The following is a 20,979-nucleotide window of genomic DNA, read 5'->3' on the forward strand; positions in this document are numbered from 1 at the left end:
CCCATGCGCTTCCCCCGCCGCCCGCGGCTGCTCGCCGCCCTTCTGCTCACCCCGCTGCTCACCGGCTGCTTCGCCTCCTCCGGCGACGACGGCGGCGAGTCGACCGACGCGAAGGACGGCTCCCGGCTGCGCGTCGCCCTCGCCTTCCCGCCCGCCGAGAACCTCTCCCCGTACGGCGCCGACGCCACGATCCTCAGCCGGCTCGGTGTCACCGAGGGCCTGACCGCCCTCGACGCCAACGGTGCCGCCGCCCCCGCGCTCGCCGCCTCCTGGCGCCGCGCGGACGACCGCACCTGGCTGTTCACGCTGCGCGAGGCCGTCTTCCAGGACGGCGCGGAGGTCACCCCGGCCGCGGTCGCCGCCGCCCTCACCCACGCCACCGAGGCCAAGCCCGCCCCCGCCGCCCTCTCCGGCGTCACCGTCACCGCGAAGGCCGAGGGCAGCACCGGTGTCCGGGTCACCACCAGCGCCCCCGACCCTGTCCTTCCCCTGCGCTTGTCCAGCCCCAGCCTGGCGATCCTCTCCCCGAAGGCCTACGACAAGAAGGGCGCCGCCGACCCGGTCGGCACCGCCACCGGACCCTTCGAACTCACCGAGGTCAACGGCAGCACCACCGCCGGCCTCGACCGCTTCGACGACTACTGGGGCGGCCGTGCCCAGGCCTCCGGCGTCGACGCCCGCTTCATCGCCGACGGCACCGCCCGCGCCAACGCCCTGCGCACCGGCCAGGTCGACGTCGCCGAGGCGATCCCGGTCGCCCAGGCCGCGACCCTCGACGCGGACACGCGCCGGGAGACCGCCACCACCCGCACCACCAGCCTGCTCCTCAACGCCGAGTCGGGCGTCTTCAAGGACGCCTCCCTGCGCGCCGCCGCCCGCGCGGCCGTCGACACCTCCGCCCTCGCCAAGGGCGTCTACGAGGGTCACGCCGACGCCGGCGCCGGTATCTACGGTCCCGCCGTGACCTGGGCCGAGGGCAAGCGTGTCCAGCCCGCCGGGCGGGCCGGGGCAGGCAAGCCCGCCGGTGCCTCGATCACCCTCGCCACGTATGACAACCGGCCCGAACTCCCGGAAGTCGCCCAGGTGTTGAAGCAGCAGCTGGAGAAGGCCGGGTTCAAGGTGACGCTGGAGGTGCGCGAGTACTCGCGGCTGGAGAGCGACGCGCTCGCCGGGAAGTTCGACGCCTTCGTCCTGGCCCGCAACACCCTCGTCGACACCGGCGACGCCGTCGCCGTCCTCGCGAGCGACCACACCTGCGGCGGCGGCTACAACATCGCCCAGCTCTGCGACAAGACCGTCGACCGGGCCGTCGCCCAGGCGGGGAGCACCGCCGACGCCGCCGAGCGGCAGGACGCCGCCATGGCCGCCGAGGCCGCGATCCTCGGCACGGACGCCGTCGTCCCGCTGGTCCACCAGCGCGTCATCACCGGCGTCGGCACCGAGGTGAGCGGTGTGCTCCTCGACCCGTACGAGCGCACCCTCGTCGGCACCGGGACGCGGCGCTGATCCATGGGGAGCAGGGTGGGCGCGCTGGTGTGGCGCGTGGGACTGGCCGCGCTGCTGGTGTGCGGGATCGGGCTGCTGCCCTGGCTCTCGCAGACCGACCCGGCGCTCACCGTCCTCAAGGCACGGTCCGCCGACCGTGACCCGACCCCCGAGGTGCTCGCCGACATCCGGGGGCAACTCGGCCTGGACGAAGGGCCGTTGCCTCTGCTCGGTCAGTGGCTCTCCGGGCTTCCGCGCGGGGACGCCGGACGGTCGTGGATCTCCGGCGCCGAGGTCACGCCCGCCGTGCTCCAGGCCCTCGGTGTCTCCCTGTCGCTGATGGCGGTGGCGCTCCTCGTCGCCCTCTGCACCGCCGCGGCCGTGTGCGCCCGCACGCTGTACCTCGGCGCGCACCGGCGGCTCGGTGGGCGGCCCGTCGGCGGTTCGGGCTCGGCGGTGGTCGCCGCGCTGCCCGAGTTCCTCACCGCGTCCGTCCTGGCCACTGTCGTCGGCGTGCAGCTCGGCTGGCTGCCCGCCCTGGGCTGGTACGGGCCGCAGTGGACCGTGCTGCCCGCGCTCGCCCTCGGCCTGCCCGCCGGCGCGGTGCTCGGGCGGCTCCTCGACGACCAGTTGCCCGGTGCGTTCGCCGAACCGTGGGCGCCCGCCGCCGCGGCCCGCGGACTGCCGGGCCGCAGCATCGCCCGCCAGGCCCTGCGCCGCTGCGCGCCCGGACTGCTGCCCAACCTCGGGCTGTTCGTCGTAGGCCTGACCGGTGGTTCCGTCGCCGTGGAGCAGATCTTCGACATCCCCGGTCTCGGCCGCACCACCCTCCAGGCCGCGATCGCCCAGGACCTGCCCGTCCTCCAGGCCGGCACCCTCGTCCTGGTCGCCCTCGCCGCCGTCACCACGGCCGCCGCCCGTCTCGTCGCCCGACGGCTCATCGGCCCCGCTCTGCGCGACGGCGCCCTGCAGAGCCTGCACCGACCGACGCCGACTGTCCGCAGGATCCTGCCTTTTGTATACGGTCTTCTGCTGTCCGTCGTCATCGCGTCCGGCCTTCCCCGCGACCCGCTCGCCCTCGACACCGGCGCCCGCCTCCAAGCCCCCTCCGCCACCCACCCCTTCGGCACCGACGCCCTCGGCCGGGACGTCCTCGCCCGGATCGCGCACGGCGCCCTCGACACCCTGCTGCTCGCCCTCACCATCAGCGCCCTCGCCCTGGTCGCCGGCGTGCTGCTCGGGTTCCTGCCCACGCTGTCCGGGCCGCTCGTCGACACCGTCAACGCCGTCCCGCCCGTCCTCGCCGCCCTCCTCGTCACCGCCGTCCGGGGCAGCGGCACCACCACGCCCGTCCTCGCCGTCGCCGTCGTGGCCTGGGCGCCGCTCGCCGCGCACACCTCCGCGCTGCTGCGACAGGAGCGGGCCACCGTCCATCTGACCGCCACCCGCGCCCTGGGTGCCGGCCCCTGGTACCTGCTGAGGAGCGAACTCCTGCCCGCCGTCCTTCCGCCCGTCGTCCGCCACGCCCTCCTGCGCCTGCCCGGCGTCGCCCTCGCCCTCGCCTCCCTCGGCTTCCTGGGCCTGGGCGCCCAGCCGCCGTCCCCCGAGTGGGGCCTGCTCCTCGCCGAGAACCAGCCCTACGCAGAACGCGCCCCCTGGGCCGTCCTCGCCCCCGCCGCCGTCCTCGCCCTCCTCGGCGCCCTGGCGGTCACGGCGGCGGGCGCCGGCCTGCGGCGACCACGGCGTCGTACGGAGGAGACGTCGACCACCGAACAGGCCGCGCCCGCCCCCGAGTCGGCGGGTGCCCGATGACTTCGCTCTCTCTCCTGCACCGGAACGCGAAGGAGACCACCCGCCTCTCGCCTCTCCTCCGGCTGCTGATCCTCACCCAACTCGCGTTCAACATCGGCTTCTTCGCCGTCCTGCCGTTCCTCGCCGAGCATCTCGGCGGGGCGGTCGGCATGGCCGGCTGGATGGTCGGGTTCGTGCTGGGGCTGAGGACCTTCAGCCAGCAGGGGCTGTTCGTGGTGGGGGGCGCGCTGGCCGACCGGTACGGCATCCGGCCCGTCGTCCTCACCGGGTGCGCGCTGCGCATCGCCGGGTTCGGCTGGCTCGGGTACGCCGAGCAGGCGTGGGCGGTGATCGGGGCGGTGCTGCTGATCGGGTTCGCGGCCGCGCTGTTCTCGCCGGCCGTCGAGTCGGAGGTGGCCCGGCAGGCCGTGGTGTGGGAGGAGACGGGTGGCGGCCCGCGCACCCGCGTGCTGGCGCTGTTCACGGTCGCCGGGCAGGCCGGGGCGTTCGTCGGTCCGCTGCTCGGCGCACTGCTGCTGTCGACCGACTTCCGTACGGTGTGCCTGGCCGGAGCCGGGATCTTCGTCCTGGTCCTCGCCGGACACGCGTGGCTGCTGCCGCAGCACATCCCCGGCCGTACCCGCGTCCGGGTCCGCGGCGGTGTGGGCCCGTTGCTGCGCAACCGCCGCTTCCTCGCCCTGTGCTGCGCGTACGGCGCCTACCTCCTCGCCTACAACCAGCTCTACCTCGCCCTGCCCGCCGAGGTGGAGCGCGCGGCCGGTTCGCAGGCGCCGCTGGCCTGGCTGTTCGCGCTGTCCTCCCTGCTGGTGGTGACCGCGCAGCTGCCGGTCACCCGGTGGGTGGGGGAGCGGCTCACCCTGCGCCGCTCCATGGCCGCCGGACTGGCGCTGATCGCCGCCGGGTTCGCCGTCGTGGCCGCCGCCCTGCCCGCCGGGCCGACCGGGACACCGGGGCTGCTCCCCGCGGCCGGCTTCGTCGTCCTGCTCACCCTCGGCCAGATGCTCGTCGCCCCCGCCGCCCGCGCCTGGATCCCCGACCTCGCCGAGGAGGGCCGGCTCGGCCTCTACACGGGGGCGCTGTCCTCCGCCTCCGGGCTGATCGTCCTGATCGGCAGCGCGGCCACCGGCACCCTCCTCGACACGGGCCTGCCGCCGGCGGTGCCGTGGCTGCTCCTGGCCGCGGTACCGGCCGCCGCGATCGCGCTGCTGCCGCGACGGGGCTGAACCGACCGGGCGCGGACGAGCCGGAGAACCCCGCGCCGGTGCTGAGGCTCACCGCCGCCACCGAGGCCGCGTCGGCCGAGCCTGCGGCACCGGTGACTCCACCGCCCGCGAGCTGGGCATCGCCGGGCTCGTCGCCGGCGTCCTCGGCCTCGCGGCGCCGCCCTCGCCGTCGTACGGGCGCGGCCGGGGCGGTCGTAGCGCACACCGGGCGTCGTCGCGGAACACCGGGAACACGGCGAAGGGCCCGGACCGTCACGACGGTCCGGGCCCTTCGCCGTCGGGTCAGCGTCCCGCCAGCTCCAGCACCTTCGCCACCGGCGCCGCCTGAGCCGGGACCCGCGAGGTGCGCCACAGCCACAGGACGTCCCGGCCGAAGGACCACACCAGCAGACCCAGGGCCAGCAGCGCCACGCCGAAGTTGGCGACGTACGGCAGCAGGTCCGCGCCCGCGACGAGCAGGCAGATGCCCTGCATCGCGGCGACCGTCTTGCGGGCCATGCTCGGCGGCAGCGGGGCGTTCAGCCAGGGGGCGACGCGGGCCGCGGCGACGAAGGCGTACCGCATGAGACCCATCAGCAGGACCCACGGGCCCAGCGCCATCGAGACGTAGACGCTCAGCACCAGGATCAGGAACGCGTCGACCTCCATGTCGAAGCGCGCCCCCAGCGCCGTCGAGGTGCCCGTGCGGCGGGCGACCTTGCCGTCGACGCCGTCCAGCAGCAGGGCCACGGCCGTCAGGCCGACCAGCAGGGAGACCGGCGGCGCGCTGACGAAGGAGTCCGCGACCAGCGCGGTCACGCCGCCGACGAGGGTGGCGCGGCCGAGGGTCACCCGGTTGGCCGGACCGAAGGAGCGCAGCCGGGAGCGGTGCAGGGCCCGGGAGAGCACCGCCCACAGGGCGACGGCGAAGACGAGGCCGGTCACCCAGCCCGCCGGCCCCATGCCGATCGCCGGACCGAGCAGGGCCAGCAGCAGGATCTGTGCGCCCGCTCCCACAGCGGTCTCCTGCTGGACCAGCCTCGCGTCGTAAGTGTTGTTCAGGGCCACCGCACATCCTCCGGCCAGATGACAGAGTCGATCAACGCCGCGTACTGTGCGCGGCCTGTGCACACCTCGGTACGTGAACAGGTTCCCGATCGTTCAGGAGGAGGCCGATGAACCGCGCCGCACGTGCGTTCTGGTTGAGTTCGCCGGGCCATGGCGAGATACGTGACGTCGCCCTGCCGGACCCGGCGCGGGGCGAGGTCGTCGTCCGCTCGCTGTACTCCGGCGTCAGCCGCGGCACGGAGACCCTCGTCTTCCGCGGCGGGGTGCCGGAGAGCCAGCACACGGCGATGCGGGCGCCGTTCCAGGAGGGCGACTTCCCGGCGCCCGTGAAGTACGGCTACCTCAACGTCGGGGTCGTGGAGGAGGGACCGGACACGCTGGCCGGCCGTACGGTCTTCTCGCTCTTCCCGCACCAGACCCGGTTCGTCGTCCCGGCGAGCGCCGTGACCGTCGTCCCGGACACCGTGCCCGCCGAACGGGCCGTGCTCGCGGGCACCGTGGAGACCGCCGTCAACGCGCTGTGGGACGCGGCGCCGCTGGTCGGCGACCGGATCGCGGTCGTCGGCGGCGGCATGGTCGGCTGCTCGGTGGCGGCGCTGCTGGCCCGGTTCCCGGGCGTGCGGGTGCAGTTGGTCGACGCCGACCCTGCGCGGGCGCAGGTCGCCGAGGCGCTCGGTGTCGGCTTCGCGTCCCCCGCCGAGGCCCTGGGCGGCTGCGACCTCGTCGTGCACGCCAGCGCCACCGAACAGGGCCTCGCCCGCTCCCTGGAGCTGCTCACCGCCGAGGGCACGGTCCTCGAGCTGAGCTGGTACGGCGACCGGCAGGTCTCCCTCCCGCTCGGCGAGGCCTTCCACTCCCGGCGGCTCGTCATCCGCAGCAGCCAGGTCGGCACCGTCTCCCCGGCCCGCGCCCACCGCACCTACGCCGACCGGCTCGCCCTCGCCCTCGACCTGCTGGCCGATCCGGCACTCGACGCACTCGTCACCGGGGAAAGCGCGTTCGAGGAGTTGCCGGAGGTGATGCCGCAGCTCGCCGACGGCAGGATTCCGGCACTGTGTCACCGTGTCAGGTACGACAAGAGCGCCTGACCTGAGAAAAGAGTGAGAGTCGGCTGAACACGGGGAAGCGAAGAGCCGTACTACACGGCATCCCCCGGCGGCCGATGGCCGGGGGACCAGACGCGCCGCACCTGGAGGGTCGTCCGTTGTTCAGTGTCACCGTCCGCGATCACATCATGATCGCCCACAGCTTCCGCGGCGAGGTCTTCGGACCCGCGCAGCGCCTCCATGGAGCGACGTTCCTGGTGGACGCCACGTTCCGCCGCGAGCAGCTGGACGACGACAACATCGTCGTCGACATCGGACTGGCCACCCAGGAACTCGGCGCCGTCGTCAGCGAGCTGAACTACAGAAACCTGGACAACGAGCCCGACTTCGCCGGCGTCAACACCTCCACCGAGTTCCTCGCGAAGGTGATCGCCGACCGGCTCGCCGAGCGGATCCACAAGGGCGCGCTCGGCGAGGGCGCCAGGGGCATCGCCGGTATCTCCGTCACCCTCCACGAGTCGCACGTCGCCTGGGCGAGTTACGAGCGTGCGCTGTGACCGACGTGACCCTCGAGAAGACCCCGGTCGTGCCGAAGGCTCCCCTCGTGGACAAGGCCTCGCTCGCGTACGTGCCCGCCCAGGCGGCGCTTCCGAAGATCGGCGGGATCATCCCCATGTCCCTGCGCTCCGTGCACTTCGTCATGCCGGGCGGCGTCAACGACCCGGCGAACCCCAGCGGCGGCAACGCCTACGACCGGCGCGTCTGCCTGGACCTGCCCGGCTTCGGCTGGCAGGTCCACAAGCACCTCGTGACCGGCGAGTGGCCCCGCCCGGAGGCCGCCGCCCGCACGGAACTCGCCCGCACGCTGAGTGAGTTGCCCGACGGCACGGTCGTCCTCATGGACGGCCTCGTGGCCTGCGGTGTTCCGGAGATCGTCGTCCCGGAGGCGGAGCGCCTGCGGCTCGCCGTCCTCGTGCACCTGCCGCTCGGCGACGAGAGAGGCCTCGCCCCCGAGGTGGCGGCCCACCTGGACGCCAAGGAGCGCGAAGTGCTCCGCGCCGTCCCCGCGGTCATCGCCACCAGCGACTGGGCGGTCCGCCGCCTCGTCTCCCACCACGGCCTCGCCCCGGAGAAGGTGCACGTCGCCGCCCCCGGTGCCGACATCGCCCCCCTCGCCTCCGGCACCGACGGCGTCTCCCGCCTGCTGTGCGTGGCCGCCGTGACCCCGCGCAAGGGCCAGCACCGGCTGGTGGAGGCGCTGGCCGCGGTGACCGACCTGCCGTGGAGCTGCGTGTGCGTGGGCGGCCTCGGCCAGGACCCCGAGTACGTCGACCACCTGCGCGGCCTCATCAGGAAGTACGGCCTGCAGGACCGGCTCGAACTGGCGGGCCCCAAGGCCGGCGCCGAACTCGACGCCGCCTACGCCGCCGCCGACCTGATGGTCCTCACCTCCTACGCCGAGACCTACGGCATGGCGGTCACCGAGGCCCTCGCCCGCGGCATCCCCGTCCTCGCGACGGACGTCGGCGGACTGCCCGAGGCGGTCGGCCGCGCGCCCGACGGCGGTGTCCCCGGCATCCTCGTCCCGCCGGAGGACCCGGCCGCCCTCGCGGCCGAACTGCGCGGCTGGTTCGGCGAGGCCGACGTACGCCGCCGGCTGAAGGCCGCCGCACGCGGCCGGCGGGCGGCCCTGAACGGCTGGGCGTCCACCGCCCAGAGCCTGGCCGGCGTCCTGGGCCGGCTTCCCAGCGAACCCCGGAGGGCGGCATGAGGAAGACGACGGTGACCCCGGCGGACGTGACACGCGGCGTGGGGCACATACCGGCTCAACCCGGGCCCCGGGAGGTTTCCATGGACGTGGACGCATCGGCCGTCATCGCAGGTGCCGGCCCGGTGGCCCGCCCCGGCGAGCGGCCCACCGTACGGCTGCGGGACGACGCCGCGTCGGAGGAAGCGCCCCGCTACGCCCCCGAGTGGCTCCAGTTGCGCGAGCCCGCCGACGCCGCCGCCCGGGCGATGGACCTCCTGGACCCGCTGCGGATCCGGCTCGCCAACCTGCCCGGCCGCTCCGGCGGTCTGGCCGTGCACGACCTGGGCTGCGGCACCGGCTCGATGGGGCGCTGGCTCGCGCCCCGCCTCGACGGCGCGCAGCACTGGATCCTGCACGACCGTGACCCCTACCTCCTGCACTTCGCGGCCGTCGCCTCCCCGCGCGCCGCCGCCGACGGCAGCCGGGTCACCGTCGAGACACGGCGCGGCGACGTCGCCCGGCTGACCCCGGACGCCCTGGTCGGCGCCTCGCTGGTCACCGCCTCGGCGCTGCTCGACGTCCTCACCCGCGAGGAGATCGAGACCCTCGCCGCGGCCTGCGCGGGCGCCGGCTGCCCGGCCCTGCTGACCCTCTCGGTCGCCGGGCGCGTCGAACTCACCGACCCGGACCCGCTGGACGAGGAGATCGCCGCCGCCTTCAACGACCACCAGCGGCGCGGCGGCCTCCTCGGCCCCGACGCGGTGACCGCCGCCTGCGAGGCGTTCGCCGACCACGGCGCCACGGTCAAGGTGCACCCGAGCCCCTGGCGGCTCGGCCCCGACGAGGCCGCCCTGACCGAGCAGTGGCTGCGCGGCTGGGTCGGCGCGGCCGTCGAACAGCGCCCCGACCTCGCCCCCCGCGCCGAGAAGTACCTCGCGGCCCGCCTCGCCGCCTGCGCGGCCGGTAAGCTGCGCGTCACCGTCCACCACAGCGACCTGCTCGCCCTGGCCCGGCCCACGGGCGGCGCCTGATGAGCGCGGACACGGTGAGCGCGCGCATCAGGCCGACGCCGGCGGCGGCACGCGCCGAGGGCACGCCGTCGGCCGTACGCCGCCGCCGGGCCGGCACGACGGTGCGGTGCGCCGCCGGCGCCGGCGGAGCGGGCGTCGCGACCGACGCCCGCCCGGGCCGCTCCACCGCGGCACGCGGCGGGTCGGCCGAGGGCGCGGCTCGTGTGGATGGTGCGGTGGTCTCCGACGTCGCCCCGGGTGGGTCGGTCGAGGGTGTGTCATCTGTGGGCGCCGGGGCCGACTCGGGTGTGGTCTCGGCGGGTGCCGGGGTCGGTGCGGGCTCGGCCCGGGCCGACGTGGCGTCCGGTGGGGTGGACTCGGGGTCGGTGCTGCCGGGTGGCGGGGCCGACTCGGGGTCGGTGCGGGCGGATGCCGGGGCCGGGGCGGACGCGGGACGTAGTGGCGCGTCCGCGGCGGGTTCGCGGCGTACCGGTGCCGCCGTGTCGTCGGACCGCATCGGGGTGATCGTCACCGAGCCCCGGGCCGATCGGGCGCCCCGGCGGGCCGGTTGGGGCCGCGCCCTGCGAACCCACTTCGGCACGCTCGCCGGAGTCGCCATCCTCGCCGTCCTGTTGTGGCGGATGGGCACCGGCGTCTTCCTGGACGGGCTGAGCCGGATCGACGTCCCCGCGCTGCTGCTGGCGCTCGGGATCGGCGCCGTCACCACCGTGTTCAGCGCGTGGCGGTGGGCGCTGGTGGCGCGCGGACTGCGGATCCGGCTGCCGCTCGGCCCGGCCGTCGCCGACTACTACCGCTCGCTGTTCCTCAACGCCGCCCTGCCCGGCGGCATCCTCGGTGATGTGCACCGCGCGGTGCGGCACGGGCAGAGCGAGGGCGACGTCGGGCGCGGTGTGCGGGCCGTCGTCCTGGAGCGCACCGCGGGCCAACTCGTGCTGGCCGTCGCCGGAGTGACGGTCCTGCTGGTCCTGCCGTCCCCGGTCATGGCGGACGTACGGCACTTCGCGCCGCTGGTAGCCCTGGGCACCGTGGGCGCGCTCGCCGTCGTCCTCGCCGTCCGGATGAACTCCCCGGCGCGGCGTCGGGGCGGCCGGCTGCGGGCGACGCTGTCCGAGGCGCGCGAGGGACTGCTGTCCCGGCGCAACGGACCCGGCGTCGCCCTGTCGTCCGTGGTGGTGCTGGCCGGGCACATCGCGACGTTCGTCGTCGCCGCCCGGGTCGCCGGCTCCACCGCCTCCGTCCCGGTCCTGCTGCCCCTCGCGGTCCTCGCCCTGCTCGCGATGAGCCTTCCGCTGAACGTCGGCGGCTGGGGCCCCCGGGAGGGCGTCACCGCCTGGGCGTTCGGCGCGGCTGGGCTCGGCGCGAGCACCGGGCTGTCGGTCGCCGTCGTGTACGGGGCGCTCAGCTTCGTCGCCGCGCTGCCGGGCGCCGTCGTCCTCGTCGTGCGCTGGTACACGGGCCTGCGGGCCGAGGCGGCGGCCGGCCCGGCAGCGGGCAGCGGGGCCGGGGGCGTCGTACCGGACGCCGAACCCGGCCACGCGCACGACGGGCACTACCCGCGCTCGTCCCCCGCGGCCGAGGCCCCGGCCTTGGCTCCGGCCCCGGCCCCGGTTTCGGCCTCGGCCTCGGCGGAATCCGCGGCCGAGGTGTCCGCCGTCAGTATCGAGAAATACGCACCGAAGGAATCCGCCAGGCTCGCCAGGAGTTCCTTCCCCTTTTCCGCGGACCCCAGGGAAGGACGGCCGATGACGCCTGAATCGGTATAGGCGGACATTCCCAGTGTGAGCAGATGGCGACGGTCGTCCGCGGTGAAATCGGCGGACTCATAACCGGGCCGGACGAGTTCGGGATGGGCATGCAGCAGGATCGAGGTCTCGATTTCCCCGGCGTGCATGTCGGTGAGCAGCGAGGTCGCCACCCCGGACCGCTCCCGCGCCGCCTCCCAGTCCTCCGGGGCCGGGAAGAGCGCCATCCGCTCGCCGCGGGCGGACGACTCCTGGACCGCGTTGCCCAGGACGTAGTTCCCGCCGTGCCCGTTGACCAGTACCAGGGCCTCGACGCCCGAGCGGCGCAACGACGCCGCGATGTCCCGTACCACCGCGTGAAGGGTCACGGAGGAGATGCTGACGGTTCCCGGCCAGGCCGCGTGCTCGTGCGAGCAGGCGATGGTCACCGGAGGGAGGAGGTGCACCGGATACGCGGCGGCGATCTCCCGGGCTATGGCGCACGCGACGAGCGTGTCGGTGGCCAACGGCAGATACGGGCCGTGCTGTTCGAAGCTCCCGACGGGAAGGACCGCCACCTGTGTCGAGACGCCCGCACCGCGCGTCCGTACGTCCTCCGTGGTGTCCTTCGGCAACAGTCCGTACGCCGCCGACCGTATGTCCGAACCACTCATCTTTTCCCGGCCTTTCGTCTCTGCTTAGGAACCAGATCATGACAGAAAAAATTGGCGTGCTCGGCAAGAAGTCCCCGCAGCGCACCGGTGTGGAACGCGTGGTGAATGCGCCGCTGCCCACCGTGTACGGGAAATTCCAGGCGGTCGGCTATCTCGACCACGACCGCGGCGACGAGCAAGTGGCCCTGGTCTACGGCGAGATCGGCACCGAGGACGTGCTGATCCGGCTGCACTCGGAGTGCCTGACCGGCGACGCGTTCGGCTCCCAGCACTGCGAGTGCGGTGACCAGCTGGACGCCGCGCTGCGGGCCGTCGTCGCCGAGGGACGCGGCATCGTCGTCTACCTGCGCGGGCACGAGGGGCGCGGCATCGGTCTGCTCGCCAAGCTGCGGGCGATGGCCCTGCAGGCGGAGGGCCTGGACACCGTCGAGGCGAACCTCGCGCTCGGCCTGCCGGTGGACGCCCGTGACTACACGGTGGCCGCCGAGATCCTCAAGGACCTGGGCGTGCGCTCGGTGCGCCTGATGTCGAACAACCCGCGCAAGCGCGAGGCGCTGGTGGACAACGGCATCCAGGTCGCCGAGGAGGTGCCGCTGCTGATCCCGCCGTGCGAGAACAACATCACGTACCTGCGCACCAAGCGCGAGCGTCTGGACCACCACCTGCCCCACCTCGACGCGGTGGCGCACTGGTCCTGAGCACACGTACTACGGGCCGTCCCCACGGGTAGGGATCCCGACGGCCACGGCGCATCGCAGCCCCGGCCCCCGGCAACGGGCCGGGGCCGCCTGCTGAAAGGAGCCGCCCGCGTGAACACGTATGCCTCGGTCGTCGTCATCGGCGGTGGGGTGATGGGCACCAGCATCGCCTACCATCTGGCCGCCGCCGGCGTCCCCGACGTCGTCCTGGTCGAGCGGGACGAACTCGGCGCCGGGTCGACCTCGAAGGCCGCCGGGGGAGTGCGGGCCCAGTTCTCCGACGAGGTGAACATCCGGCTCGGGGCGCGCAGCCTCGAGAAGTTCGCACGGTTCGGGCAGGAGATCGGCGCCGACATCGGACTGCACCGCGTCGGCTACCTGTTCCTGCTGTCGACACCCGAGGACGTCGCCTCCTTCGAGGCGAGTGTCCGGCTGCAGAACGCCCTGGGCGTGCCCAGCCGGATGATCGACCCGGCCGAGGCCCGCCGTCTCTCCCCGCTGATCAGCACCGACGGGTTGCTGGCGGCCGCGTTCTCGCCCGACGACGGCCACTGCACCCCCGAAGCCGTCGTCCACGGCTACGCGGCCGCCGCCCGCCGGCTGGGGGCACACATCCTGCGGCACACCGCGGTCACCGGCATCGAGACCCGCGGCACCACCATCACCGCCGTGACGACCACCCTCGGCCGCATCACCACCGACACGGTGGTCTGCGCGGCCGGCGCCTGGTCGCAGGCCGTCGGCGCCATGGCCGGCGTGGACCTGCCGGTACGACCGCTGCGCCGCCAGATCGCGGTCACCGAACCGGTCCCCGGCGGACTGCCGCCCGCGCTGCCGATGACGATCGACTTCACCAGCAGCTTCTACTTCCACGCCGAGGGCCCCGGCCTCCTCGTCGGCATGTCCGACCCCGACGAGAGACCCGGCTTCGCCACCGACACCCACGACCGGTGGATCCCGCGTCTCGCCGCGGCCATGGAGCGCCGCGCCCCCGCCCTCCTCGACCTGCGCCGCACGGGCGGCTGGGCGGGCCTGTACGAGGTCACCCCGGACCACAACGCCCTGATCGGCGAGGCGACTTCGGTATCCCGTTTTCTGTATGCGACCGGCTTCTCGGGCCATGGCTTCCTGCAGGGACCGGCGGTCGGCGAGGTCGTCCGCGACCTGTACCTCGGCCGCGTACCCTTCGTGGACGTCACCCCCCTCGGCGCCGGCCGGTTCGCCGCCGACGCCCCGCGTCCGGAGGTCAACCGCGTATGACCACACTCCATCTGTGGCTGCGCCACGAGGTCCGCTCCACCGAGCGCCGCACCCCGATCGTTCCCCACGACGCCCGGCGGCTCGTGGCGGACGGAGCGGAGCTGACCGTCGAGGAGTCCCCGCAGCGGATCTTCCCGGCAGAGGAGTACGAGGCGGCCGGGGCGCGGATCGTACCCGCGGGCTCCTGGGTGTCGGCGCCGCGGGACGCCGTCGTCCTCGGCCTGAAGGAACTCCCCGACGAGCCTGCCGAACTGATCCACCGTCACATCTTCTTCGGGCACGCCTACAAGAGGCAGCCGGGCGCGGCGGACCTGCTGCGCCGGTTCGCAGCCGGGGGAGGGGCGCTCCTCGACCTGGAGTACCTGGTGGACGACCAGGGGCGCCGGCTCGCCGCCTTCGGCTTCTGGGCGGGTTACCTGGGCGCGGCGCTGGCCGTGCTCCAGCACCGGGGCCGGCTGACCGCGCCCCTGCGCCCCACCGACAAGGGCGAACTGGACGAGACCCTGGTCAGGGCGCCCGGCGACGAGGACTTCACGGCCCTCGTCGTCGGTGCCCTGGGCCGCAGCGGCCGGGGCGCCCGGATCGCGTTCACCACGGCCGGCGTCGACCCGACCTGCTGGGACCTGGCGGAGACCCGCGACCTGGACCGCCGCGCCCTGCTGGACCACGAAGTGATGGTCAACTGCGTGCTGGCCACGACCCCGGTGCCGCCGTTCGTCCGCGACGAGGACCTCGACGACCCCGCCCGCCGTCTGCGCACCCTCTCCGACGTCACCTGCGACGTCGGCTCACCCCTCAACGTCCTGCCGGTCTACGACCGTACGACCGAGTGGACGGACCCGGTGCGGCGGCTGCGCAAGGAGCCCCCGCTCGACCTGATCGCCATCGACAACCTGCCGTCCCTGCTGCCGCGCGAGTCCAGCGACGACTTCTCGGCGGCCCTGCTGCCCCAGCTGCTCGACTTCGCGGTCGGCGGCCCGTGGGGTCGCTGCCTGGACCGTTTCCATCAGGCCTGCCGTGAACTCGGCGTGACAGAAGAGGAGTCCGGCCGTGACTGAGCGGGTCGCCGCGAGCGGCACCGTCCACTGGATCGGCGCCGGCCTGTCCACGGGCAGCGGCCTGGCCGCCCTGTGCGAGGACGCCGGGCGGATACGGCTGTGGCACCGCACCGAGGAGCGCGCCGCCGAGGCCCTCGACCGGCTGGGCCTGGCCGAACGCGCCGAGCCACGCGCCTACACCCTCGACGCGCTCACCGCCGACCTGGCGCCCGGGGACGTCGTGGTGTCGATGCTGCCCGCGCCCGAGCACGCCCCGCTGCTGGCGGCGTGCGTGGCCCGGCGCGCCCACTTCGCCTGCTCCAGCTATGTCTCGGACGCGGTGCTGCAGCAGGTGCCCGGCGCCGTCGACGCCGGGCTCGTCGTGCTGACCGAAGCCGGGCTCGACCCCGGCGTCGACCACCTCTTCGCGCACGGCCTCGTCGCGCGCGCCCGGGCGGCGATCGGCGACGGCACGCCGGCCTCGTACCGCTTCACGTCGTACTGCGGCGGCATCCCCGCCGTCCCCAACGACTTCCGCTACCGCTTCAGCTGGGCGCCCCTCGGTGTCCTCAACGCCCTGCGCTCGCCCGCCCGTTACCTCGAGGGCGGCAAGGAGACCACCGCCGAGCGGCCCTGGGAGGCCACCCGCGCACACCTGCTCGACGGCGAGGCCTTCGAGGTCTACCCCAACCGCGACAGCGTCCCGTTCGTGGAGCAGTACGGGCTGCCGGCGGCCTGGCGGGCGCACACCTTCGTGCGCGGCACCCTGCGGCTGGGCGGGTGGCGGACGGCCTGGGAAGCGGTGTTCGAGGAGCTGAAGGCGGGCGACGACGGTCGGATCGCCGCCCTGGCAGGCGAGTTGGCCAAGGCCCACCCCACCACGGACGCCGACCGGGACCGGGTCGTCCTCGCCGTGTCGTTGGAGGTCGGCGCCCGCAACGGCACGTCCTGGTCGGGCAGTTACCTGCTGGACCTGGTGGGCGACGAGGAGGAGAGCGCGATGGCCCGGTGTGTCTCCCGGCCCCTCGCGCTCGGCGTCCGGCACGTGCTCGACGGCTCCCTGCCGACCGGACTGAACCGTGCCGCCGAGACGGAGGAGCGCTCGCAGGAGTGGCTGGGCGAACTCGCCCGCGACGGCCTCCCGTTCACCCTTCGTGTCGACAGCGGACCGGACGGTCCTTGACAGGCCCGTCGGTGCCTGGCGGCCCCGTCCGTCCCTGGCCGTCCGGTCGTCCCGCAGCGGCGCCCGGTCAGTCCGTGACCGCCTCGTGGACCAGGCGCTTGAGGTCGGGGTAGAGCTTCAGCGACTTCCTGGGCCTCAGCTGCGACAGGAACTGCACCGTCAGATCGCGGCTCGGGTCGACCCAGAACGTCGTCGTGGCCACCCCGCTCCAGCCGTAGGTGCCGAGCCCGCAGGGGGCCTGGGTGCGCTCCGGGTCGATCACCACGGAGACGCCGAGGCCGAAGCCGACGCCGTCGTTGCCGGGCTCGTCATGGGCGGGGCGGCTGCCGACGGTGCGCAGGTCGGCGCCGCCGGGGAGGTGGTTGCGGGTCATGAGGTCCACCGTCGCGGGCGTGAGCAGACGGGTGCCGTCGAGCTCGCCGCGGCGGCGCAGCAGCTCCATGAAGCGGTGGATATCGTATGCAGTCGCCACCATACCGCCGCTTCCCGACAGGAACCGGGGCCGCCCGAACAGCGGCAGCCCCGGGATCGGCTCGATACGGCCGTCGTCGGTGTCCCCGTACAGCTCGGCGAGCCGGCCCGCCTGTTCGTCGCCGACCTGGAAGCCGGCGTCCGGCATACCCAGCGGACGGAAGATCCGCTCGGCCAGGAACGCGTCGAGGGCCCGGCCGGAGACGACCTCGATGATCCGGCCGAGGACGTTGGTGGCCACCGAGTAGTTCCACTGCGTGCCCGGCTCGAACTGCAGCGGCAGACGCGCGTACGCCTCGACGGTCTCGGCCAGGGTCGATCCCGGCAGCACCGCCGACTCCAGGCCGGCCTCGCGGTAGAGGGCGTCCACGGGGTGACAGTGGTAGAAGGCGAAGGTCAGTCCCGCCGTGTGGGTCATCAGATGCCGCACCAGGAGGGGCTGCTCCACCGGGCGGGTGGTGAGGTCGGCGCCGGAGCCACTGACGTACACCCGCTGGTCGGCGAAGGCCGGGAGGTGGTCGGAGACCGGGTCGTCGAGGGAGAGCCGGCCCTCCTCCACCAGCATCAGCGCGGCGACCGAGGTGAACGGTTTGGTCATCGAGTAGATCCGCCACAGGGTGTCGGGCTCGACGGGGAGTCCGGCGGCGAGGTCGCGCCGGCCGTGCGTGGTGAGGTGCGCGACCCGGCCGCCGCGGGCGACGGCCACGAGGAAGCCGGGCAGGCGTCCCTCGTCGACGTAGTGGGCGATGTGCTGGTCGAGGCGGTCCAGCGCCTTCGCGTCCAGCCCGACCTCGCTCGGGTCGACCTCTTGTCGCAGCAGTGCCATCGCTCTCCTCCGATGCGCTCGTTCGAGGTGCGGCCCGGACTGCCCGGCCGGGACGGCCTCAGACCTCATGGTCGCGTAGGGACGGCGGGAAAGGGTTCCTTTCGACGCCGTGAACGGTGTGCTCTGTGTCGCTTCCACCGGCCGGAAGACCTGCCGAGGAGGCCGTGGCTCCGGGACCGGAACGGCCCGGCAACAGCCGGCAGACCGGTACCGCCGCCACGGCCGCCCCGGCCAGCACGAGGAGCGGCGACCGGGTGCCGGCGTGCCCCATGAGCACGGTCGCCGACGCCACGCCGAGCACCGGCCCCACGTTCATCGCCGTCTGCTGCCACCCGCCCGCCACCCCGGCCGACTCCGCGGGAGCCTGCCGTACGACGACATGGGTGGCCGCCACCATCACCGTGCCGAAACCGGCGCCCAGCAGGGCGAAGCCGGTGCAGAAGGCCGTCGTCCCCGACGCCTGGGCGAGGACGAGGAGGCCGGTGGCGAGGACGGCCGTCGCGCCCGCGAGTGTGGGGCGGGCGCCGGCGCGGCGCAGCAGGACGGCGGACGCGGGCGCCGCGGCGATCAGCAGCACGGCCAGCGGCAGGCTGAGCAGGGCGGTGCGCAGCGGGGTCAGGCCGAGGTCGTCCTGGAGGACGTAGACGCAGGCGAAGAGAGCGCCGTTGAGGGCCGCCGAGGCGGTGACCAGCAGGGCGAGCGCCGCACCCACCGCCGGGGAGCCGATCTCCCCCACTCTCGGCTGCGCTCGAGCGGGAGGTGCCCCCATCCGCGGCAGCAGCGGGGCGGGGGTGCGGCGCTCGTGCCGGACGAAGGCGGCACCGGCGAGGACGGCCGCCAGGGCCACCGCGGCGCCGAGCGCCCCGGTCACCCCGAGCGGGGTGACGAGGGTGTGCACCAGACAGGCCAGCGCCACCGCGAGCAGCAGGGCACCGGGCACGTCCAGCGCCCCGGCGGCCCGCGGCCGCTCCCGTTCCCGCTGTTCCCCCTGCTCCCCGGCGGTGAGGGCGAGCACGCCGAACCCCAGCGCGGGCGCGATGTTCAGCAGGAACACGGCCCGCCATCCGAACCCGGTCGCCAGTGCCCCGCCCACCAGCGGCCCGGCCGCCGCGGCCACCCCGATCGCGGCCGTCCGCGCCGCGAGGGGCCGCCGCAGCCGCTCCGGCGGGTACGCGACCCGCAGCATCCCGAGCGTCGCCGGCTGCAGCAACGCCCCGAACACACCCTGGACGACCCGGAGTCCGATGACCCAGCCCACCTCGGGGGCCAGCGCGATGCCCGCCGAGGCGGCGCCGAAGCCGAGCATGCCGACCGCGAACATGTGCCGGTGCCCGTATCGGTCGCCGAGCCGCCCGGCGAACACCAACAGGCTCGCCACGGCGACGAGATACCCGGTGCTGGTCCACTGGACCTGCGCGAAGGAGGCGTGCAGGTCGCGTTGCAGGGTGGGCTGGGCGACGGTGAGGACGGTGCCGTCCAGGGCGACGACCACGGCGCCGGCCACACTGCTCGCGAGGGCCAGGGGACGGTTCACCGGCCGGCCTCCGGTCCCAGGTGCGCGTCGAGAGCGGTCCGCAGCAGGGGTACGAAGTCGTCGGCGCCGGTGGCGAGTCGGAGGCTGCCCCAGCGCCACAGCTGGGCGACGCCGTGCAGGTTCGCCCACAGCGCGCCCGCGACCGCGCGGGCGTCGGCGTCGGTGCGCACCCGCCCGACCAGCTCCACCAGCACGCCGAACAGCGGCAGACTGGTGTCCCGCAGTCTCAAGTGGCCGCTCTCCAGCAGATCGTGACGGAACATCAGCTCATACATGCCGGGGTTGTCCAGGGCGAACCGCAGGTAGGTGCATCCCAGTTCGGTCAGCTGCGTGCGCGCGGGAGCGGTGCCGTCGCCGAGGGTCGTCGTCACCCGGCCGGCCAGCTCGGTGAAGCCCCGGCGGGCGATGGCCGACAGCAGCTCAAGGTGGGTGGGGAAGTAGCGGCGCGGCGCCCCGTGCGAGACGCCGGCCCGGCGGGCGATCTCCCGCAGCGTCAGCGCCCCGACGCCCTCCCGGGCCAGCAACTCCACACCGACCTCGACGAGCCGGACCCGAAGGTCCGGCTCCGGCTTCTCCGACTCGCTCATAGACACTGTCTACCACCCTCGGTAGACACTGTCTACCGAGGGGGAAGGCGGGAGCCGCACGGGAGGGCCGGCGGGAATGCGGACAGCTCTCCCGCAGGTTGTGCCGGACATGACTCAGGACACGACGCAGCCCGCCCTGCTGGCGCTGCTCTCCGAAGGGCGCGGCGGGGTACTGGTCACCCTCAAGCGCGACGGCCGCCCCCAGCTGTCGAACGTCAGCCACCACTACTACCCGGACGAGGGCGTCATCCGGATCTCCGTCACGGACGACCGCGCCAAGACCCGCAACCTGCGCCGGGACCCGCGGGCGTCGTACCACGTCTCCACCCCCGACCGCCGCGCCTACACGGTCGTCGAGGCCGCGGCGGAGCTGTCGCCCGTCGCCGGACACCCCTACGACGAGACCGTCGAGGAACTCGTCCGTCTCTACCGCGACGTCCTGGGCGAGCACCCCGACTGGGAGGACTACCGAGCCGCGATGGTCCGCGACCGCCGCCTGGTGGCCCGCCTGCGGGTGGAGCGGGCGTACGGCATCCCGAAAGCGGCAGACGACGGCTAGCGGGACGGTGCGACACCCGGTGTCGGACTCAGGCGTCCGACGCGCGGTCCTAGGGCCGTGGGCGCAGGTCCCGCGCCCGATGCCCCGGACCGGGCCGGCGGCCTAGGCTGCTCGCCGGATCACCGCCCGTGAGGAGAAGTCACGATGCCCGTCGACGGCCGCAGTCACATCCGTCTCGCCCGGCCGTCCCGCGATCTCGCCGTGGCCGAGCGCTTCTGGGCCGACGGGCTGGGGCTGAGCGTCCTGTGGCGGGCCGCGGGCGGCTCGGAACCCGGCGAGCACGACCTGCTGATGCTCGGCTGGCCGGACGCCGACTGGCACCTGGAGCTGGTCACCGAGGCCGCCCACCCCGTCGAGCCCCGGCCCACCGAGGAGGACCTCCTGGTGATCTACGTCGACGGTCCCGTGCCGGACGACCTGGTGGCCCGGCTGGAGGCCCACGGCGGCAGGCGGGTGGAGTCTCCCAACCCGTACTGGAACGAGTGGGGAGTGACCCTCGAGGACCCGGACGGATACCGGCTGGTGCTGTGCCGACGCGGCTGGTCCAACCGGTGACGGCCCCGGACGCCGTTCTGCCCCGCGCCCATGCCTGCCTCACCCGCTGGCGCGAGCTGGTGTGCGAGGTGGAGGAAGGGTACGGGTGGTCCGGGCCGGAGCTCGCCAACGACCTTTTCTGCCGGACCCAACTCGCCGCCGTGTGGCGGTTGTTGCCCGAGAAGGTGCGGACGGCACGGCAGGCCGAACTGGAGGCGCTCGATGAGCGGTTCCGGGCGGCCACGATCCCCTTCCCGGGGCACGAGCAGCTCACCGGGCAGTGGTGGACGTGGCGCGTCCCCCGCGTCCTGGAGGTGGAACCGGGGCTGCCCCGCCACCGCGGCTGGCCCATGGGCTGGGAGATGATGCCCTTTCCCAAACCGGACCAGGTCGACGTCGTGGAGTGAGTACGGGCCCCGACGCGCCGACGCCTGGCCGAGCCCCACGCCCGCCCGAGCCCCACGCCCGCCCGAGCCCTATGCCCGAGCCCCATGCCCGAGC

At 74.3% G+C, this 20,979-nt stretch carries 19 protein-coding genes and 1 pseudogene; 15 read left to right on the top strand and 5 right to left on the bottom strand.

Annotation, left to right across the window (positions count from 1 at the left end; genetic code table 11):
* Positions 1-3 precede the first annotated feature (3 nt).
* Genes IE263_RS05030 through IE263_RS05040 form a run of 3 tightly spaced genes read left to right on the top strand, consistent with a single transcriptional unit; the run spans position 4 to position 4,520 of the window.
* Positions 4-1,506 (top strand): ABC transporter substrate-binding protein, encoded by a 1,503-nt coding sequence (locus IE263_RS05030; RefSeq protein ID WP_189932607.1) that lies wholly within the window; start codon positions 4-6, stop codon positions 1,504-1,506.
* Positions 1,507-1,509: 3 nt separating this feature from the next.
* Entirely contained in the window at positions 1,510-3,297 is a 1,788-nt protein-coding gene (locus IE263_RS05035) for an ABC transporter permease subunit (RefSeq protein ID WP_189932609.1), read from the top strand.
* Positions 3,294-4,520, top strand: a complete 1,227-nt coding sequence (locus IE263_RS05040; RefSeq protein WP_189932611.1) for an MDR family MFS transporter — start codon at positions 3,294-3,296, stop codon at positions 4,518-4,520. The genes IE263_RS05035 and IE263_RS05040 overlap by 4 nt, the downstream gene beginning before the upstream one ends.
* Before the next feature lie 282 nt (positions 4,521-4,802).
* Here IE263_RS05040 and IE263_RS05045 read toward each other — a convergent pair whose 3' ends face one another.
* Entirely contained in the window at positions 4,803-5,567 is a 765-nt protein-coding gene (locus tag IE263_RS05045; RefSeq protein ID WP_189932613.1) for a CDP-alcohol phosphatidyltransferase family protein, read from the bottom strand.
* Between the two features lie 107 nt (positions 5,568-5,674).
* On the opposite strand from IE263_RS05045, the gene IE263_RS05050 reads away from it, so the two are divergent.
* The 5 genes from IE263_RS05050 (at position 5,675) to IE263_RS49915 (ending at position 11,157) form a co-directional block, all read left to right on the top strand.
* Complete coding sequence (locus IE263_RS05050; RefSeq protein WP_189932615.1) at positions 5,675-6,655, top strand: zinc-dependent alcohol dehydrogenase; 981 nt, start codon at positions 5,675-5,677, stop codon at positions 6,653-6,655.
* A gap of 116 nt (positions 6,656-6,771) precedes the next feature.
* Complete coding sequence (locus IE263_RS05055; RefSeq protein WP_189932617.1) at positions 6,772-7,170, top strand: 6-pyruvoyl trahydropterin synthase family protein; 399 nt, start codon at positions 6,772-6,774, stop codon at positions 7,168-7,170.
* Positions 7,167-8,384: a glycosyltransferase family 4 protein gene (locus IE263_RS05060; RefSeq protein WP_373311864.1), complete on the top strand. Its 1,218-nt coding sequence runs from the start codon at positions 7,167-7,169 to the stop codon at positions 8,382-8,384. Before IE263_RS05055 ends, IE263_RS05060 begins: the two co-directional genes overlap by 4 nt.
* Entirely contained in the window at positions 8,381-9,394 is a 1,014-nt protein-coding gene (locus tag IE263_RS05065; RefSeq protein ID WP_189932619.1) for a methyltransferase domain-containing protein, read from the top strand. The genes IE263_RS05060 and IE263_RS05065 overlap by 4 nt, the downstream gene beginning before the upstream one ends.
* A gap of 494 nt (positions 9,395-9,888) precedes the next feature.
* Positions 9,889-11,157, top strand: coding sequence for a lysylphosphatidylglycerol synthase transmembrane domain-containing protein (locus IE263_RS49915; protein ID WP_373311883.1), 1,269 nt, complete (start codon positions 9,889-9,891; stop codon positions 11,155-11,157).
* On the opposite strand, the pseudogene IE263_RS05075 reads toward IE263_RS49915, so the two are convergent.
* Positions 11,040-11,789: pseudogene (locus tag IE263_RS05075) on the bottom strand (creatininase family protein); the annotation flags it as partial. The gene IE263_RS49915 and the pseudogene IE263_RS05075 sit on opposite strands and share 118 nt — an antisense overlap.
* A gap of 38 nt (positions 11,790-11,827) precedes the next feature.
* Here IE263_RS05075 and ribA point away from each other — a divergent pair.
* The 4 genes from ribA (at position 11,828) to IE263_RS05095 (ending at position 15,967) form a co-directional block, all read left to right on the top strand.
* The gene (gene ribA / locus IE263_RS05080; protein WP_189932621.1) at positions 11,828-12,487 is read left to right on the top strand and encodes a GTP cyclohydrolase II; all 660 of its coding nucleotides are present in this window, start codon (positions 11,828-11,830) and stop codon (positions 12,485-12,487) included.
* A 111-nt stretch (positions 12,488-12,598) separates the two neighbouring features.
* A complete protein-coding gene (locus tag IE263_RS05085; protein ID WP_189932623.1) occupies positions 12,599-13,747 on the top strand; it encodes an NAD(P)/FAD-dependent oxidoreductase in 1,149 nt (382 codons plus the stop codon).
* Complete coding sequence (locus IE263_RS05090; RefSeq protein WP_189932625.1) at positions 13,744-14,805, top strand: saccharopine dehydrogenase; 1,062 nt, start codon at positions 13,744-13,746, stop codon at positions 14,803-14,805. The genes IE263_RS05085 and IE263_RS05090 overlap by 4 nt, the downstream gene beginning before the upstream one ends.
* Complete coding sequence (locus IE263_RS05095) at positions 14,798-15,967, top strand: saccharopine dehydrogenase family protein (protein ID WP_189932627.1); 1,170 nt, start codon at positions 14,798-14,800, stop codon at positions 15,965-15,967. Before IE263_RS05090 ends, IE263_RS05095 begins: the two co-directional genes overlap by 8 nt.
* 67 nt (positions 15,968-16,034) lie before the next feature.
* Here IE263_RS05095 and IE263_RS05100 read toward each other — a convergent pair whose 3' ends face one another.
* The 3 genes from IE263_RS05100 to IE263_RS05110 are packed head-to-tail and all read right to left on the bottom strand — an operon-like array spanning position 16,035 to position 19,385.
* Positions 16,035-17,264: a serine hydrolase domain-containing protein gene (locus tag IE263_RS05100; RefSeq protein ID WP_189932629.1), complete on the bottom strand. Its 1,230-nt coding sequence runs from the start codon at positions 17,262-17,264 to the stop codon at positions 16,035-16,037.
* 58 nt (positions 17,265-17,322) lie between these two features.
* Positions 17,323-18,798, bottom strand: coding sequence for an MFS transporter (locus IE263_RS05105; protein ID WP_189932630.1), 1,476 nt, complete (start codon positions 18,796-18,798; stop codon positions 17,323-17,325).
* Positions 18,795-19,385 carry a TetR/AcrR family transcriptional regulator gene (locus IE263_RS05110; protein WP_189932631.1) on the bottom strand — a complete coding sequence of 197 codons (591 nt, stop codon included), beginning with the start codon at positions 19,383-19,385 and terminating at the stop codon, positions 18,795-18,797. Before IE263_RS05110 ends, IE263_RS05105 begins: the two co-directional genes overlap by 4 nt.
* Positions 19,386-19,494: 109 nt before the next feature.
* On the opposite strand from IE263_RS05110, the gene IE263_RS05115 reads away from it, so the two are divergent.
* The 3 genes from IE263_RS05115 (at position 19,495) to IE263_RS05125 (ending at position 20,885) form a co-directional block, all read left to right on the top strand.
* On the top strand, positions 19,495-19,944 hold the full coding sequence (locus tag IE263_RS05115) for a PPOX class F420-dependent oxidoreductase (RefSeq protein WP_189932632.1): 450 nt from the start codon (positions 19,495-19,497) through the stop codon (positions 19,942-19,944).
* Between the two features lie 144 nt (positions 19,945-20,088).
* Positions 20,089-20,499 (top strand): VOC family protein, encoded by a 411-nt coding sequence (locus IE263_RS05120; protein WP_189932633.1) that lies wholly within the window; start codon positions 20,089-20,091, stop codon positions 20,497-20,499.
* Entirely contained in the window at positions 20,496-20,885 is a 390-nt protein-coding gene (locus IE263_RS05125; protein ID WP_189932634.1) for a hypothetical protein, read from the top strand. Before IE263_RS05120 ends, IE263_RS05125 begins: the two co-directional genes overlap by 4 nt.
* Positions 20,886-20,979 lie beyond the last annotated feature (94 nt).

This window comes from Streptomyces aurantiogriseus, assembly GCF_014649375.1.
In the GTDB taxonomy this organism is placed as follows: domain Bacteria; phylum Actinomycetota; class Actinomycetes; order Streptomycetales; family Streptomycetaceae; genus Streptomyces; species Streptomyces aurantiogriseus.

Excerpts from the sequence above, each read along its gene's own strand:
- IE263_RS05120 (WP_189932633.1), top strand. The coding sequence starts at position 20,089 with ATGCCCGTCGACGGCCGCAGTCACATCCGTCTCGCCCGGCCGTCCCGC.
- IE263_RS05100 (WP_189932629.1), bottom strand. The coding sequence starts at position 17,264 with ATGGCACTGCTGCGACAAGAGGTCGACCCGAGCGAGGTCGGGCTGGAC.
- IE263_RS05040 (WP_189932611.1), top strand. The coding sequence starts at position 3,294 with ATGACTTCGCTCTCTCTCCTGCACCGGAACGCGAAGGAGACCACCCGC.
- IE263_RS05090 (WP_189932625.1), top strand. The coding sequence starts at position 13,744 with ATGACCACACTCCATCTGTGGCTGCGCCACGAGGTCCGCTCCACCGAG.
- IE263_RS05050 (WP_189932615.1), top strand. The coding sequence starts at position 5,675 with ATGAACCGCGCCGCACGTGCGTTCTGGTTGAGTTCGCCGGGCCATGGC.
- IE263_RS05035 (WP_189932609.1), top strand. The coding sequence starts at position 1,510 with ATGGGGAGCAGGGTGGGCGCGCTGGTGTGGCGCGTGGGACTGGCCGCG.
- IE263_RS05115 (WP_189932632.1), top strand. The coding sequence starts at position 19,495 with ATGACTCAGGACACGACGCAGCCCGCCCTGCTGGCGCTGCTCTCCGAA.
- IE263_RS05110 (WP_189932631.1), bottom strand. The coding sequence starts at position 19,385 with ATGAGCGAGTCGGAGAAGCCGGAGCCGGACCTTCGGGTCCGGCTCGTC.
- IE263_RS05065 (WP_189932619.1), top strand. The coding sequence starts at position 8,381 with ATGAGGAAGACGACGGTGACCCCGGCGGACGTGACACGCGGCGTGGGG.
- ribA (WP_189932621.1), top strand. The coding sequence starts at position 11,828 with ATGACAGAAAAAATTGGCGTGCTCGGCAAGAAGTCCCCGCAGCGCACC.
- IE263_RS05030 (WP_189932607.1), top strand. The coding sequence starts at position 4 with ATGCGCTTCCCCCGCCGCCCGCGGCTGCTCGCCGCCCTTCTGCTCACC.